Genomic DNA, 13,860 nt, shown 5'->3' on the forward strand with positions numbered 1-13,860 from the left:
GCTGCCGGTCGGCAAACGGCCGAATTTCTCGTGCGAGTTCAGGCGCGAGATAGTCGAGAAGACGATGCGGCGTGGTGCGTCGGCGTCGCGCGTTGCACTCGAACATGGATTGAACGCCAATCTGGTGTTCTCTGGTGTTCAAGTGGCGCAGCAAATACCGAGCAGAGCAACGGAGTTCGGTCCCGGCAGTGCCGGACACGCAGTAGCGCGTCATGCTGCCTGTGATCATTTACGAACCATCGCAGCGGGTGCTCCCCACGGCCTGTAGCGGGAGCGTCATTGAATCTGAGTTCAAACGTGCGCGCGTATTAGTGCGTAGCGATGCCAGCGCATCCGTTTTACGTGTCATTATTCAGAGTCTGGCGCAATGATCGGTTCATCACCTGGAACGCGTATCTGGATCGCTGCCGGTGTAACGGACATGAGATCCAGCTTCAATTCGCTCGCAGTGAAGGTGCAAACGGTGCTCGAACGCGATCCATACTCGGGGCCAATGTTCCTCTTTCGCGGTAAACGTGGTGATCTGCTGAAGGCTTTGTACTGGAACGATGGCTGCCTGCTTGCAAAGCGTCTTGAGAAGGGGTGTTTTGCATGGCCTCGTGCCGACGGCGGTGTCGTAGCGCCCGCGACCGTGCAACTGTCGCTCCTTCTTGAGGGATTCGCCTGGTGGCAACCGGTCGATGCAGCACGACCTCGCAGCGCGTTGTAGACGCCCTGTCTGGCATCAAGCTCTCCGGAGGTCTTGGCCCGTAAATTGCTGCGATGGAACTCATCGCGACCACGCTGCCAGACGACATCGATGCCCCGAAGGCAATCGTACTCGCGCTGGTACAGGAGCGAGACGCCTGCGTGGCCGACCTGCAGGCCGACGAAAGCGCCATCGCCGCTGCCGAGCCCAGGAAGGGGGGCAACCTCGCGAGAACACCGCTCGCAAACCACTACCTGATCACCTCGAGCGCGAAGAGCGCATTCATCTGCCTGTTGACGATAGGGCCTGCTCCGCCTGTGGTGGCTAGGCCCGGCCCTGCTCGCGCCCATCACCACGTCGAAGTTCGCGTACCACATCCCCTTCTACCGCTAGTCAGTCATGTACGCGCGCGACGGTATCGAGATCGAACCGGGGACCATAGGCCACTGGTTAGGGAGTCTGACCTGGCTGCTCAATCCGCTGGTCGGCGCCGTGCGCCGCTATGCGCTTGGTGGCACCAAGGTGCACGCGGACGACACGCCACTACCGGTGGGGCAATGGGGGACGAAGACGGGCCGTCTGTGGGTGTATGTGCGCGATGACCGGCCCAGCGGCTCAACCGAAGCGCCGGCGGCTTGGTTCGCCTACACGCCAGATCGACGTGGCGAACATCCTCAACAACACCTCGCCGACTTCACTGGCGTGCTGCAGGCGGATGCGTTCGTCGGCTACGCAGAGCTGTACCGAAGCGCCGGATTCAGGACGCTGCTTGCATGGCGCGCGCGCGTCGAAAGGCGCACGAGTCTGCACGCGATCCGCCCGTCGCCGGTTACCACCGAAGCATAGGAGCGCTCTATCGTATCGAGGAACACATCCGCGGTAAGCCACCGGAGGAACGCCAACGCGTGCGCCAGGCGCAGGCCGTGCGCTTGCTTGCAGACATGAAGCGGTGGTTCGAGGCGACGCAGCTCACGCTCGCCGCGAAGTCGGACACCACCAAAGCGATTCAGTACGCGCTGAATCGCTGGCCTGCGCTCGCCTATTACTGCAACGATGGTCAGGCCGGGATCGACAACTTGCCCGCCGAGCAGGCGCTGCGCGGGGTCGTCTTCGGTAGGCACAACTATCTATTCGCCGGTGCCGACTCGGGCGGTGAACGTGCCGCTGCGATGTGCAGCCTCATCGGCTCGGCGCGCATGAACGGTATCGACCCCAAAGCGTATCTCCGCCATGTCATCGAGCGTATTGCCGGTTAACCGCGTCGACGAACTGCTATCGTGGAACGTCGCACCTTTGCTGCCAGCCTCCGCACGAGTCAATCCGATTCGCTAGCCTTCGGCGTCTCGCCATCAACGACTTGCGCTACGGTGCTGCTTGAGCGTTTACCCTCGACCGGGTCAAGGCGACCGAACTGTTTCAGGCGGTGGGGAAGATGCGTGCCCTGCGGAGCTGTGGAGTCACGATGACCTAGGCGAGTGCAACGGGAAGGTCATGCCAGTCTCAGCAGGCGTCGCTGGATGTGGTCCGGAACGGCATTGTTGCTAATCCCGGTCTGGCTCGTCGAAGCCGCGCAGGTTGTCAGCACGGATGACCGGCAACCCCCAGTGAAACCGAATGGCAAGCAGTCGTAGCGCGAAACCGCATCCGAGCGCGACCCCAGTCGCGCTGGCGGGCGCCATGCGCAGTTCCAGCAGGCCCAGATAGAGCACGGCGGTCAGCAACGCCACGCAGGCGTACAGTTCCCGGCGCAATACCAGCGGAATTTCGTTGCAGATGATGTCGCGTAGCAAACCGCCGCACACGCCGGTTATCAGGCCAGCCATTACTGCAATCGCCAGAGGGAACTGCCCGGCGAGGGCGACCTTGCAACCGATGATGGTGAAGGCTACCAGGCCGAGCGCGTCGACCGCAAGAAACACTGCGCGCAGATGATGCAGATGACGGGCAAAGAGGGGTGTGCACAGCGCGGCGACAAGCGTGAGCATTAGGTACTCAGGATGGGCAATCCAGGCAAGCGGCCGTGTGCCGAGCAGCACGTCGCGCACGGAACCGCCTCCCAACGCCGTCACTGTGCCGACCACGCCGATGCCAAACAGGTCCATCTTCCGTTTCATACCCATGATCGCACCCGAGATGGCTTCAGCCACGATCGCGATCAGATAAATCGTATGCAGCAGCATGTGGCAACCTCCATGGCGGTATCATTATCCGCGATGACTGCGAATGTTGTATGTCGCCGCGCGTCCTGCTCCGGGGTGGATGAAGTGGTACGCATCGGGCCGGCCGCCGAGTTATTCAACAAGCAGGCATAGCCTCATCAGGCGGGCGCCTGCCGTTAGGTGTCCGGGCAAGATATTGGCGGCGGGCTTTGGGAAATTGTTCTGGAAACGGCATTAATGGGATGGGCGCGTTTTCGCGGTACGAGACGGGCGAGACCCTAGTGAAACTGCTGCGGCGCCCGGAGCTGTTGAGCGAGGTGACGGCGGCTTAACCCCCTTCCTTGCAGCGAGTGCGGCCAGTTGCTGCGCCAGAGATCCCGGTGCATTTTCGCTGTACTGCTTCGCGAACAGATCGCGGACTGCCTGGCTCGATAGATCGGGGTTTTCGTCGGCAATCTGCCGTCGTGTCCTGTATGCCCTGACGGTGCTTGTCGCGGAGGCCGGCACGGTTTCAGCCGCCGGAGCCTCAGCGGTGAGCGGATGGGGCGACGCTGGGTGATCGGTTGCCGGTGCCCGCGTGCTGCGTATTGGCGCGATCAGTCGAGGCGCAATCTTGCCGAGCCGCTTACGGATGCGATAGAGGGCGTTATCAAAGGTAGCCATGTCCATCGGAAGTCGTTCCGATGTAGCCGCTCCAGCAATTCCTTGCGGGTCACGCCGCTGACGATCGCCGCATTGATCAGCGTGGCGAGCATGGCGGTTTCGGTGCGTCGCGTGGGTGAGTGCCGGAAGCTCGCTGGTGGCTGTGGACAGGTTGATGGCGGCCATACGGAGATCGCGTAATAAAAGGGGGACTTTGATTCTGCAGGGCGACCGCGTCATTGTCAAAATTCTGTCAGGCGCCAGTGCTCCCTTTTTTGCCGCGCGCGCGGCCAGTTGCTGCGCGAGCGATCCCGGCGTGTTATTGCTGTACCGGCGGGCAAAAAGTTCGCGGACTGTTTGGCTGAAGCGGTCGGGATTTTCGGCGGCCAAATGTTCGCGTGTTTTGCGTGTTCTGGCACCGGTTGCTGCTGATGGCGGGGCAGTTTCGGTCGCTGTTGCCGTGTCGTCCGGACGCTTTGCGAGCTACTGGAGTGTCTGAGTGGTGACAAACTTTGCCAGTCCGGACAGCGAAATGAGCACGTTGTTTGCAGAAAGGAGGGCCCGGACCTGTTTGAAGGAACAGCCGGCCGCCCGCAGTTTCTGGATGTCAGCGAGCCACGGGGCGAGCGTTGATCGTCACGCTGCTGGTGTCACCGGGCTCAAAAACTCGTCTACGTTCAGACGAACTGAGGTGCAATGAGTTTCACTTGATGCCCGAAGCTGACGAGCTCGCGAGCCATGAAATGAGACCCCGTGCACGCTTCCATAACGATGGTGCAAGGTTGGATGCGGGCAACAAACTCGATGAGTTGTTTGCGGTTGAATTTCTTTCTGAAGACTTCTTTGCCGATCTTGTCTTGACCGTGCACATGAAACGAATGTTTGTCCAGGTCGATACCTACTAGGGTCCTGCATCTCGGAGTCTCCAGAAGAGGGTTACAGGCGAGTAGCTTACTAGGCTCAGAGGAGGTTGGGGGGCCATCTCCTCATTAACCCCCGCAGCTACGCAGCGTGGAAGTGTGGTGCCGCCGAAGTGTTCCGTGGCAGGTGTTGAGCGGGCCGCGACGTGGCCAGGACATCGAATATCGAATAGCGTAACAGAGGGCTCAAACGATGATCGCAGTCACACTGGTTATGCTGTTTGTGGTGGTCCCGGCCAGTATTTGGGTGTTCGTGCGTTCAAGATCCGGAGGGGTTCATCCATGGTGGCGGACGGGGATCGAGGTACTTGCGTGGATCGTGTTTGTCGTGGGCCTGGCGTGGGGGCTGCACGCGGGCAACTGGTATGTGGCGCTGGTGGCAGTGGGCTGTGCCGTGCTTGCGGAGGTGGTGGTTGCGTGGCTAAGCCATGTTCATCTGCTTGCCAGTCATATCCGTCATACAGAAAAGACGGCGCGTACGCGTGAGCGGCCATAGGAAAAAGAGGAGAGGCATGTCCAGAAAAGTGGAAGGGGGCCTGAGCCAGTCCGAGTTTTTCCGGCAGGCGGTGCTGGCCAACCGCACGCAGATCGTCGCGCAGCCGGAGGCGAGCGCCGACCGCAAGCGTCTGCTGTACGTTTTCAACAAGACCAGCAACAACCTTAGCCAGATCGCCCACCGGGCGAACTCGGAGCACGTGCGCGGCAAGCTGTCCGAGGCGACTTACGAGCAACTGGTCGACCAGTTGCAGATGATTTCCCGGTATCTGAAGGTAACGCTCGCAGGGTCGACTGATATGAGCGACGTGCAGAAGGCGATCTGGGCCGTAGTCGAACGAAACCCTGCAACACCTTGCGACTGTTGACGGTTGGCGCGATGTGCTTACGCGTGACCACTGCGGGTCAGCCCGGCTGGCACTCGAGCGCGTACGTCACGCCCTGACGGCCCGTACCTATTTTGACCTAGGGTGCCGCATGCGATGGTGGAACGGCGGCTCGCGATACCGGTTTCCCTGGAGTCGGGCTCATGCTGATCCGGATCAGCGGCCACTACGACGGTATCAAGGAATACCTTGAGAAGGGGCAGAAGCAGAATCGCGAGTTCTCACGCGACGAGATGGACGAACGCGTGATTCTGGCTGGTGAGCTTGACCGTCCGGGCAATGACGAGCACAGCGCCGGCGACGACTCACCCGACTTGTGACCCAGACATCGAGCGCTGAAGCGTCTCGTGGTACCGGACAAGCGTTCTCAACGCCACGTTTCTCCGGCCCGTCTGATCTCGACGTGATGCCGGTACAGCCTGCGGATCAGAACCCCGGCGCCGGCCAGCACCATCAACCCCACTGGCCAGCTGATCCAGGCCAGCGACGACGGCAGTTTCATGTCGGAAATGAAACCGGCGGCGGCGCCTGCTATTACCGCGAGCCCATACGCCGCATCGGGTGCCCCATAGCGCAAAAATGCCTGACAGCCGGGGCAGACATGTGTGTCACGCCTCACGCTGGTCTGACAGTAAGGACATTTCAGGGTGTCCGGATTCATGCGCTCCCCTCCATATGCATACAGCGCTCGAGGCGGCGAACAGGCATGGCGCACGAGTCCCGCGGACCTTGTTCATTACAGGTGGGGCGCCTTTTTCTGACGGCGAAGCCTGTCCAGATCAAACAGGGCACGGTCGGCGGCGCGCGTGAGCGCATCGTTCATCATTTTCCGAAGTCGGGTCATCGTCCACATTGATGCGGAACAGCCTCCCAAGAATAACATTTTCTGTTTGCGGCCCTTGAATCTTTCTATGTCGTTCCTATACTTCCGATAAGATTTTTAAAATCAGTTCCTTGTGTACTTCATATTGCCATGCGCACGGGATTGAAACTCTATCGACGCATCCATCGGCAGTTCGTGAACAAGACATGGGTGCCTTCCCCTGAGCGTACGGGAAACCATCCCTCCAGACCCGACCGTTTCATAAAAATATCATATTCAACGCGGACGGAATTCCGGTAACGCCATTTCAATGCAGGTAGATTAGATAATTACATGGATCGGGGAAATGGAAATTTAATTCGCTAGGGTGACCGGTTGAGGTCACTTTTTATGTGAGGAAGTAATGAAACCGATTCGCTCCTTTTTCCTGTTGGTTTGCGCTGTATCCGGTGTCGTACTCGTTGGTATGGATGTGCCTTGCGCGTATGCCTGGACGGACGAAAATCCCGCCAGCGCCAGTCAGTGTGCCGCAGCCGATGTGAATGATGTTGGCACGGTGGTGGAGAACTGCAAGGTCTCGAACGCTTCCGTGCCCTTCGTGACAGTCGGAGGGGCGACCACCCAGTTGGCTGCGCTACCAGCTACCGCTGGCAGTGTGCCCTGTTCAGTCAACATGATCAACAACGCGGCCCAGGGACAGGAGACGGTAGTGGGTGCGTGCCGGGACGCGAACAACGTATTCCAGGCTGTATCCTGGAACTCGGGTTCACCGGGCTCGCCCACCCAACTGATGCCGTTTTCCGGCCTGCTGGGTATCATTGGTGGGGGGGTGAGGACCGGTGCAACCGGTGTCAATGTGCAGGGCGTGGTGATTGGCGAAAGCGTCGACGGTAACGGCTCAGGATTGCCCGTGTACTGGGCACCCAACTCAGGAGCGGCCACGCCCCTGAACGTGCCACTGCTTGCCCCGCAGGCAAACTGTGTCCCGGCGGATATCAACGATGCGCAGACACCTTCGGTCGTGGGCAACTGTCCGGCGGGCGGTGGTGGAGGTGGCAAGAACGTGGCCGTATTCTGGCCAACCTTGGGGGCGGCGTATGCAGCGTTTCCCGTGCCGGGCGGCGCGAGCTATTGCAACGTTAGCCGGATCAACATCCATAACCAGATTCTCGGCGAATGCATCTATGGAACGGATACCCACCGCGCAGTTGTATGGGGTCCGGGCGGTACAGGGCCAACGGTGCTGCTGACGGTCAATGGAGGCCAGGCGTTGCGTACGCGCGGTGCGGACCTAAGCGATGCGGACCTAAGCGATGCGGGGCTGGTCGCGGTGAATTTCCTGGCTGGTAGCGGGCAGGCGGGATTCTATGAGCCTGCGCTGTGGAATCCTGCCACGAGCAATGCGTCGTCGATTACCCTGCCAGGCGGGGCTATCCACGGCACCGTCAGATGCATCGGCAGTAACGGCAAGGCGGTAGGGAACTTCGAGACGGCGGCGGGGGATATACATCCGTTCCACGTTGAACCGGGTAGCCTGACAGCGATCGATGATGGTTCACCGGCTGGTGGTCCAAATGCTGTCGCGACCGCGTGCTCCATAGGCGGGATTAATGAGGTAATAACGGGGGAAAGTAGCAGCAGTGAAGACAAGCAGGTCGAGAAACAACTGATCCCGTAATACATATCTGGAATTGGTTGCGGGCGATGTCGTTCGCGTAGCATGTTGATGTCAACGGAACAGGATATTGATCCATTGGTCTGGTGGTGAAGATGCTTGATTTCCAAGACGGCAACGACAACGAAGCGAAGGTTTCGATTTTACTTAGGCCTTGTATTGGCTTGCCGGCCAGTCTTGCCTTGGGATCGCAGTAAAGAAGTTGTTGATCATATTTGTTCTCGGCTATATGTCGCGGCATTTAGCAACCAGGAGGAGTAGGCATGAGACACGCCAAGGGTGCTTTGAACATTGCCCTCGTTGTCGTGGGGATGCACGTGTACCTACCACAACTCGATGCACACACGGTATCCGCCGGGATCGAGGCAGGCACGAGGAGCGTGGGGGCAACTAACCCCTATGCGTTGGTCGAGGCCTTAATAGGAGGGGAGGTGAGTCGTAAATCGGAGCGGGTAACTTCAGATGTATTGCAGACGGACTACGATGAATTATTCGATATGAAGTTTAATAGTGCCCTATATGCAGGCGTACAGCAATGAATGCTAGATAGTGTTAGGCACTTTTGTTAAGGGCGGCAAAGTGGACAAGCAGTAAGCATCAGATCAAGGCCGTCTTGAAGACATGCTGATAGGAGCACAGGATAGCGTCCGCGATAACTTTTGCGGACGCGAAATTGGACAATACTGAACACACTGTGACAGCCGGGCCGAAGCGGCCAAACTTTTCAGCGGAGTTCCGGCAGATGATCGTGGAAATGATGATGCAGCTAGGGGCGTCGGTAGCGCGAATTGCCCGCGAGCACGATCTGAACGACAACATGGTCTTCAAATGGCGTCGGCGTTATCGTGACGCGCAGGCAAAGGCAAAGCTGCCGACGGAGTCGGTTCCGATGTCATCAGTTACCGAACTGCTGCCGGTCAAAGTCATTGATGCCGGAGCCGAGCGCGGCACACAAGCATGTGGAGCAGTGCCCGCCGGTTGCGACGTTGAACTCGAGATTGGCAAACGGCGCGTGCGTATTCGCGGCCTGTCAATGGATCGCGCCGAGCAGTTCCTGCGCGACTGTCTGCGATGATCGGCCTGCCTGCGAATACGAGGATCTGGGTCGCTGCCGGCGTAACGGACATGAGGTCCGGCTTCAATTCGCTCGCAGTGAAGGTGCAAACGGTACTCGAACGCGATCCCTTCTTATGTGGCGAATTTTGGTATGTGGCGTAACTTGCAAACGCCCCCGGGCTTCACCGGCTGTTTAGCAATTTGCCGCCACATAAGATTTGGATTTCACTCTCTCCGTGCCAGGGATTGTCCCTGGGCTGTCACGGAAGGAGTGATCATGCTAGAGCTATATTTCAAGTACACCGGAGTAATTGCGCGATTTCGCAGCGGTGCGCTCGGCAATGAGATCGATCGCATTGCTGCCAGCCTATTAAACGCAGGGTACAAACGTGATTCTGCGAAGCTGTATCTGGCGCGCATCGCACGGTTCAGCACTTACGCAACCGAATGTGGTTGCCGCAGGTCGATGCCGATCCCACCTCGGATCGTCGATCGCTATCTACAGGCACGACCGACGACAGCGGCCCGTTGGGCCACACACGCAGCGCTCTGTTTTGCAGCCAGATGCTTTCCGGAGCGATTTTCAACTGAGCCGCCCCAAGAGGATCGGGACCGCCCGTTGCTGACCGCGTACATGCAGCATCTGCGCGTCGTTCGTGGTTTGCATCCTAAGACTTGTGAAGGGCTCGCGCTGACAGCCCGGCGGATGCTTGCCTGGCAGAGGCAACATCTACTCGGCATGCCCCTCGCCATGCTGGGCGCTAAACACGTTTTAGTCATGACGCGCGATCTGCTATCCGGGTGCCGAACCGACAGCGCCCGATCATCGACCACCTCTCACATGCGCTCTTTTCTGCACTACATTTACCGGGAGAGTCTCAACACCGATGACTTGGCGCATTTCGTACCCAAGACACCGTGTTGGCGCCACGCTCATCTCCCGGCGCGACTTCCTTGGGAAGACGTGCGTCGTGCGATCGATAGCATCGAGAGCACGACGCCATCGGGTATACGTGATCGAGCAATAATGCTGTTGTTGGCCACGACAGGCATGCGCAACAGGGAACTCCGTGAACTTGAGCTAGACGACATACGGTGGCGCAACGGAGAGCTTCTACTGCGTCACACCAAGGGACGTCACGACGTGTCGCGCCGCTGCTCCCGGAAACAGGTGAAGCCCTCGCTAAATACGTTCTTCACGCGCGACCGCCAACCGCCAACCGCCGGGTGTTTCTTTCGTGCGTTCCGCCAGTGCGCTCGTTCCCTCACAGCAGCATCTCGCGCATTGTGCGTTTCCGGCTTGAGCGCGCGGGACTCCACGCTCAACGTTGTGGTGCACATCTTCTACGCCACAGCCTCGCGACACGACTGGTTGAGAAGCGACGACCAATCGAGGAGATTGCCGATCTACTGGGTCATCGGAACATCGATAGCACGTCCTTCTACGTCAAGGTCGCTGTACCCCAACTTGCGGACGTTCCATTGCCGTTTCCCGGAGGTGCGTCATGAACACGTTCTTGACTGCGTTGACCGCGGGAACGGAGAACTACATTGCACTTCAGCGAGCGCTGGGCTATCTGTTTCGCAAACAGGCCGCGACGCTTCGCTCATTTCTCCGCTACGTTCGCTCAAGCCATTCGGAAGGTCCGCTATCTCAAGCGTTAGCGGTGGACTTCGTCATGGCAAGCAATCTCACGCCGAACGGCAGGGCTATTAGCTACGCAGTAGTTCGACGCTTTGCGGAATACTACGCAGCGTTCGACCCTTGTACTGGGGCCTTCGATAGCCGTGCCTTGCCTAGATCGCGCCACATTCCGCCGCCGCGGATCTTGAGCGAAGACGAACTACGCTCCCTGATGAACGCAAGCATGCGGCTATCGATCGTCCAGCCATTGCGGGGCCAAACACTAGCTACAGTGATCGGTCTCCTAGCGAGCACCGGACTACGTTCGGGCGAAGCCCTGCGTCTCGACCGCGCTGATGTTGACCTGGCCACAGGTATCTTGCAATTCCGCAAGACCAAGTTCCGGAAGGACCGACTGGTTCCCGTACATACCACTACCCTGGTGGCCCTGCAAGCCTATGCAAGGTATCGTGACCTCGTCTTTCCGGTACAAGCGAGTTCTGCTTTTTTTGTCAGCACGCGCGGTACCCAATTGTCCCCGGCCGGTCTGCACTACGGTTTCCAACAGGCTTGTAAACTCGCTGGCCTGAACAGGCCCGGAACCAAGTCCGTGCGGCCTCACGATCTACGCCATCGATTCGCCATCACTCGCCTTGCTCACTGGCACCGACAGAAGGTCGATGTTCAGTCGATGCTGCCGATGCTGGCGACTTACTTGGGGCATAACCGGTACAGTGATACCGCCTACTACATTACCGCTACGCCAGAACTGCTGGGTCTGGTCGCAGACAATGTTTTCAGCACAGAAGGTTTGGCATGAACGGTCAACCCTCACTCGCAAGGCACTTCGAGTCCTTCTTTCGCGAGCGACTGATGCAGCAGCGTAACGCGACGCCGGCCACTGTTGCTGCGTACCGGGACGCTCTCCGACTGCTTGTCCTCTTCGCTTCAGAGCGAACTGGCAAGAAGCCAAGCGCTCTGGCGGTTGACGACCTCGACCGCGACATGATCCTGGCGTACCTGGACCATCTGGAACGCTCACGCGGCAACTGTGTGCATACTCGTAACTCTCGTCTCACGGCGATACGTTCGTTCTTCCGTCATGTTTCGACTCGTGATCCCGCTCGCTTGGTGTCGCTCAACGTGTGCTTTCGATTCCAATCAAGAAGTCGGATCTGTCCAACCCCCGATATCTGTCCCGGGTCGAACTCGACGCACTCATCAATGCGCCGAACAGGTGCACACAGTGTGGCCGGCGCGACCGCGTTCTGCTGTTGTTCCTTGCCCGCACCGGTGCCAGAATCTCAGAGGCGCTCGGTGTAGACGCGTCCGACCTGTTGCTGGACGGGGTACGGTCGCACGTCACGCTTCACGGTAAAGGGCGTAAGCAACGCGTGATTTCCTTGGCCGGTGACCTCGTTGCAGCAATCGACAATTTGCTGCGCGAGAATGGCGTTGGCCATCATGAGGCGATGCCACTATTCGCTGGCGTGCGCGGCGAGCGGCTAACGCGTTTCGGCGCTACCCACATCGTACGTCGTGCCGCAGAAGCAGCTTCCATACAAATGCCTGAGCTCGCGTGCAAGGAAATCTCACCGCACGTGTTTCGACACTCGCTCGCAATGATGCTGCTTCAATCAGGAGTTGACCTTCTTACAATCCAGGCTTGGCTCGGACACGCCCAGGTTACTACTACGCACCGCTACGCCACAGCAGATGTCGAAATGATGAGACGTGGACTGGATAAGGCAGATATTCAAGCGGTCGCCAGTCATCGGTTTCGGCCGAAGGATGCCGTCTTGAGTCTACTCGAGAATCTGTAGCGTTATGTGTCGTCGACCGCGGATACGGGAGCCGCGGAATCTCGGGCAACCCGCCTATTCGCGGTCAGCGGCTACATATTTCGCTATGCCACATAAGAACGGATATGTGGCGCGACGCATATCCGTTCTCGGGCCACGTGTTCCTCTTCCGAGGCAAACGTGGCGATCTGCTGAAGGCTTTGTACTGGAGTGACGGCGGCCTATGCCTGCTTGCAAAACGTCTTGAGAAGGGGCGTTTCGTTTCGCCTGGCCTCGTGCCGACGGCGGTGCCGTGGCACTCACAAGCGCACAACTGTCGCTGCTTCTTGAGGGGTTCGACTGGCCTCAAACCACTGGGCGAAGATGTCTCCGAACAGCTCGAATACGTGCGCGCACACTTCCGTGTCATCCGTCATCGTTGCCCGAAGCAGGCCTGTTTGTGCTGCGAGTGCATCGTTCAGGCCGCCGCACCCAGCCGCCCCATCGAACGAGGCCTGCCGGGTCCGGGGCTGCTGGCTCACATCGTTGCGGCGAAGTTTGCGTACCACCTTCCGTTCTACCGGCAGTCGATTATGTACGCGCACGACGGTGTGCCGATCGAACCGGGCATGATGGGACACTGGCTGGTCAGCCTGACCTGGCTGCTCAATCCACTGGTCGACGCAGTGCGCCGCTACGCGCTTGGCGGCACCAAGGTGCACGCGGACGATACACCGCTGCCGGTACTCGCGCCGGGCAATGGCAAGACGAAGACAGGATACCTTTGGGTGTACGTGCGCGACGATCGCAACAGCGCATCGAAAGAACCGCCAGCAGTCTGGTTCGCCTTCTCCCCTAACCGCACTGGCGAACATCCGCAGCGGCATCTGGCGAAGTTCAATGGCCTGCTTCAGGCCGATGGGTTCTCTGGCTTCCAGGAACTGTATCGTCATGGGCAGATTCAGGAAACTGCCTGCTGGGCGCCCGCGAGGAGAAAAATCCACGATCTGCATGCCGTGCGGCCCAACGCGCTGACCGAAGAGGCTCTGCACCGCATCGGCGCGCTCTACGCGATCGAGGCACAGATACGCGGCAAGCCGCTGGACGAACGTCGGTGCGTGCGCCAGGCGCAGGCGGTGCCACTGCTCTAGGACCTGAAACGCTGGTTCGAGGCGACGCTCACCAGGCTCTCGGCAAAGTCCGACACGACAAAGGCGATCCAGTACGCGCTGAATCGCTGGCTGGCGCTCGTGCGCTACTTCGACGACGGCCGTGCGGAAATCGACAACCTCATTGCCGAGCGTGCGTTGCATGGGGTCGCCTTGGGGCGCCGCAACTATCTGTTCGCCGGCTCCTACGCAGGAAGCGAGCGGGCTGCCGCGATGTACAGCCTGATTGGCACCGCACGCCTGAACGGTCTGGATCCCGAAGCGTATCTCGCCTACGTCATCGAGCGCATTTCCGATCACCAGGTCAACCGCATCGACGAGTTGCTGCCTTGGAACGTCGCGCCGCATCTGCCCACCGCCGCGAAAGTCAGCCCCATTCAATAGCTGTTTTCGTCCCGTACGCCAACTCCATGAGCTACGGCCTCGTTCGGACGCTTACGAC

The 13,860-nt window shown here is 59.3% G+C and carries 12 protein-coding genes and 6 pseudogenes; 14 read left to right on the plus strand and 4 right to left on the minus strand.

Features of this window, described 5'->3' with window-relative positions; all coding sequences use genetic code 11:
- Positions 1-367: 367 nt before the first annotated feature.
- Both tnpB (ACOSV0_RS21700) and tnpC (ACOSV0_RS21705) read left to right on the plus strand, forming a co-directional pair.
- Positions 368-709: an IS66 family insertion sequence element accessory protein TnpB gene (gene tnpB, locus ACOSV0_RS21700; protein WP_434113437.1), complete on the plus strand. Its 342-nt coding sequence runs from the start codon at positions 368-370 to the stop codon at positions 707-709.
- A 53-nt stretch (positions 710-762) separates the two neighbouring features.
- Positions 763-2,020: pseudogene (tnpC, locus tag ACOSV0_RS21705) on the plus strand (IS66 family transposase).
- A 209-nt stretch (positions 2,021-2,229) separates the two neighbouring features.
- Here the strand turns inward: tnpC (ACOSV0_RS21705) and ACOSV0_RS21710 are convergent.
- From ACOSV0_RS21710 to ACOSV0_RS21720, 3 genes and pseudogenes are all read right to left on the minus strand, one after another.
- Entirely contained in the window at positions 2,230-2,862 is a 633-nt protein-coding gene (locus ACOSV0_RS21710) for a trimeric intracellular cation channel family protein (protein ID WP_434116047.1), read from the minus strand.
- Between the two features lie 581 nt (positions 2,863-3,443).
- The gene (locus tag ACOSV0_RS21715) at positions 3,444-3,602 is read right to left on the minus strand and encodes a hypothetical protein (RefSeq protein ID WP_434113439.1); all 159 of its coding nucleotides are present in this window, start codon (positions 3,600-3,602) and stop codon (positions 3,444-3,446) included.
- Positions 3,603-4,169: 567 nt separating this feature from the next.
- Positions 4,170-4,418, minus strand: a pseudogene (locus tag ACOSV0_RS21720) (IS110 family transposase); the annotation flags it as partial.
- A 184-nt stretch (positions 4,419-4,602) separates the two neighbouring features.
- Between ACOSV0_RS21720 and ACOSV0_RS21725 the strand changes: the two are divergent.
- The 3 genes from ACOSV0_RS21725 to ACOSV0_RS21735 all read left to right on the plus strand — a co-directional run bounded on the left by ACOSV0_RS21725 (position 4,603) and on the right by ACOSV0_RS21735 (position 5,610).
- Positions 4,603-4,905, plus strand: a complete 303-nt coding sequence (locus tag ACOSV0_RS21725; protein WP_434113441.1) for a hypothetical protein — start codon at positions 4,603-4,605, stop codon at positions 4,903-4,905.
- 16 nt (positions 4,906-4,921) lie between these two features.
- Complete coding sequence (mobC, locus tag ACOSV0_RS21730; RefSeq protein ID WP_434113443.1) at positions 4,922-5,272, plus strand: plasmid mobilization relaxosome protein MobC; 351 nt, start codon at positions 4,922-4,924, stop codon at positions 5,270-5,272.
- A gap of 161 nt (positions 5,273-5,433) precedes the next feature.
- Positions 5,434-5,610, plus strand: a complete 177-nt coding sequence (locus ACOSV0_RS21735; RefSeq protein ID WP_434116197.1) for a hypothetical protein — start codon at positions 5,434-5,436, stop codon at positions 5,608-5,610.
- Positions 5,611-5,657: 47 nt separating this feature from the next.
- Here ACOSV0_RS21735 and ACOSV0_RS21740 read toward each other — a convergent pair whose 3' ends face one another.
- A complete protein-coding gene (locus ACOSV0_RS21740) occupies positions 5,658-5,951 on the minus strand; it encodes a hypothetical protein (RefSeq protein ID WP_434113445.1) in 294 nt (97 codons plus the stop codon).
- Between the two features lie 565 nt (positions 5,952-6,516).
- Between ACOSV0_RS21740 and ACOSV0_RS21745 the strand changes: the two genes are divergently transcribed.
- The 9 genes and pseudogenes from ACOSV0_RS21745 to tnpC (ACOSV0_RS21785) form a co-directional block, all read left to right on the plus strand.
- Positions 6,517-7,791 carry a hypothetical protein gene (locus ACOSV0_RS21745; RefSeq protein WP_434113446.1) on the plus strand — a complete coding sequence of 425 codons (1,275 nt, stop codon included), beginning with the start codon at positions 6,517-6,519 and terminating at the stop codon, positions 7,789-7,791.
- Between the two features lie 670 nt (positions 7,792-8,461).
- The gene (tnpA, locus tag ACOSV0_RS21750) at positions 8,462-8,863 is read left to right on the plus strand and encodes an IS66-like element accessory protein TnpA (RefSeq protein WP_434113448.1); all 402 of its coding nucleotides are present in this window, start codon (positions 8,462-8,464) and stop codon (positions 8,861-8,863) included.
- Between the two features lie 50 nt (positions 8,864-8,913).
- Positions 8,914-9,006: a hypothetical protein gene (locus tag ACOSV0_RS21755; RefSeq protein WP_434116049.1), complete on the plus strand. Its 93-nt coding sequence runs from the start codon at positions 8,914-8,916 to the stop codon at positions 9,004-9,006.
- Between the two features lie 679 nt (positions 9,007-9,685).
- Positions 9,686-10,353, plus strand: a pseudogene (locus ACOSV0_RS21760) (tyrosine-type recombinase/integrase).
- Positions 10,350-11,288: a tyrosine-type recombinase/integrase gene (locus ACOSV0_RS21765; RefSeq protein ID WP_434113450.1), complete on the plus strand. Its 939-nt coding sequence runs from the start codon at positions 10,350-10,352 to the stop codon at positions 11,286-11,288. The pseudogene ACOSV0_RS21760 and the gene ACOSV0_RS21765 overlap by 4 nt, the downstream one beginning before the upstream one ends.
- Positions 11,285-11,575: pseudogene (locus ACOSV0_RS21770) on the plus strand (site-specific integrase); the annotation flags it as partial. The gene ACOSV0_RS21765 and the pseudogene ACOSV0_RS21770, both read left to right, overlap by 4 nt.
- Positions 11,576-11,613: 38 nt before the next feature.
- Positions 11,614-12,291: a tyrosine-type recombinase/integrase gene (locus ACOSV0_RS21775; protein WP_434113452.1), complete on the plus strand. Its 678-nt coding sequence runs from the start codon at positions 11,614-11,616 to the stop codon at positions 12,289-12,291.
- 104 nt (positions 12,292-12,395) lie between these two features.
- Positions 12,396-12,482 (plus strand): annotated as a pseudogene (gene tnpB / locus ACOSV0_RS21780) (IS66 family insertion sequence element accessory protein TnpB); the annotation flags it as partial.
- A 132-nt stretch (positions 12,483-12,614) separates the two neighbouring features.
- Positions 12,615-13,802: pseudogene (tnpC, locus tag ACOSV0_RS21785) on the plus strand (IS66 family transposase); the annotation flags it as partial.
- Positions 13,803-13,860: the final 58 nt, after the last annotated feature.

Source organism: Paraburkholderia caffeinilytica, assembly GCF_051027425.1.
Classification (GTDB): domain Bacteria; phylum Pseudomonadota; class Gammaproteobacteria; order Burkholderiales; family Burkholderiaceae; genus Paraburkholderia; species Paraburkholderia caffeinilytica_A.

Excerpts from the sequence above, each read along its gene's own strand:
- ACOSV0_RS21755 (WP_434116049.1), top strand. The coding sequence starts at position 8,914 with ATGAGGTCCGGCTTCAATTCGCTCGCAGTGAAGGTGCAAACGGTACTC.
- ACOSV0_RS21745 (WP_434113446.1), top strand. The coding sequence starts at position 6,517 with ATGAAACCGATTCGCTCCTTTTTCCTGTTGGTTTGCGCTGTATCCGGT.
- ACOSV0_RS21765 (WP_434113450.1), top strand. The coding sequence starts at position 10,350 with ATGAACACGTTCTTGACTGCGTTGACCGCGGGAACGGAGAACTACATT.
- ACOSV0_RS21735 (WP_434116197.1), top strand. The coding sequence starts at position 5,434 with ATGCTGATCCGGATCAGCGGCCACTACGACGGTATCAAGGAATACCTT.
- ACOSV0_RS21740 (WP_434113445.1), bottom strand. The coding sequence starts at position 5,951 with ATGAATCCGGACACCCTGAAATGTCCTTACTGTCAGACCAGCGTGAGG.
- tnpB (WP_434113437.1), top strand. The coding sequence starts at position 368 with ATGATCGGTTCATCACCTGGAACGCGTATCTGGATCGCTGCCGGTGTA.
- ACOSV0_RS21715 (WP_434113439.1), bottom strand. The coding sequence starts at position 3,602 with ATGCTCGCCACGCTGATCAATGCGGCGATCGTCAGCGGCGTGACCCGC.
- ACOSV0_RS21725 (WP_434113441.1), top strand. The coding sequence starts at position 4,603 with ATGATCGCAGTCACACTGGTTATGCTGTTTGTGGTGGTCCCGGCCAGT.
- mobC (WP_434113443.1), top strand. The coding sequence starts at position 4,922 with ATGTCCAGAAAAGTGGAAGGGGGCCTGAGCCAGTCCGAGTTTTTCCGG.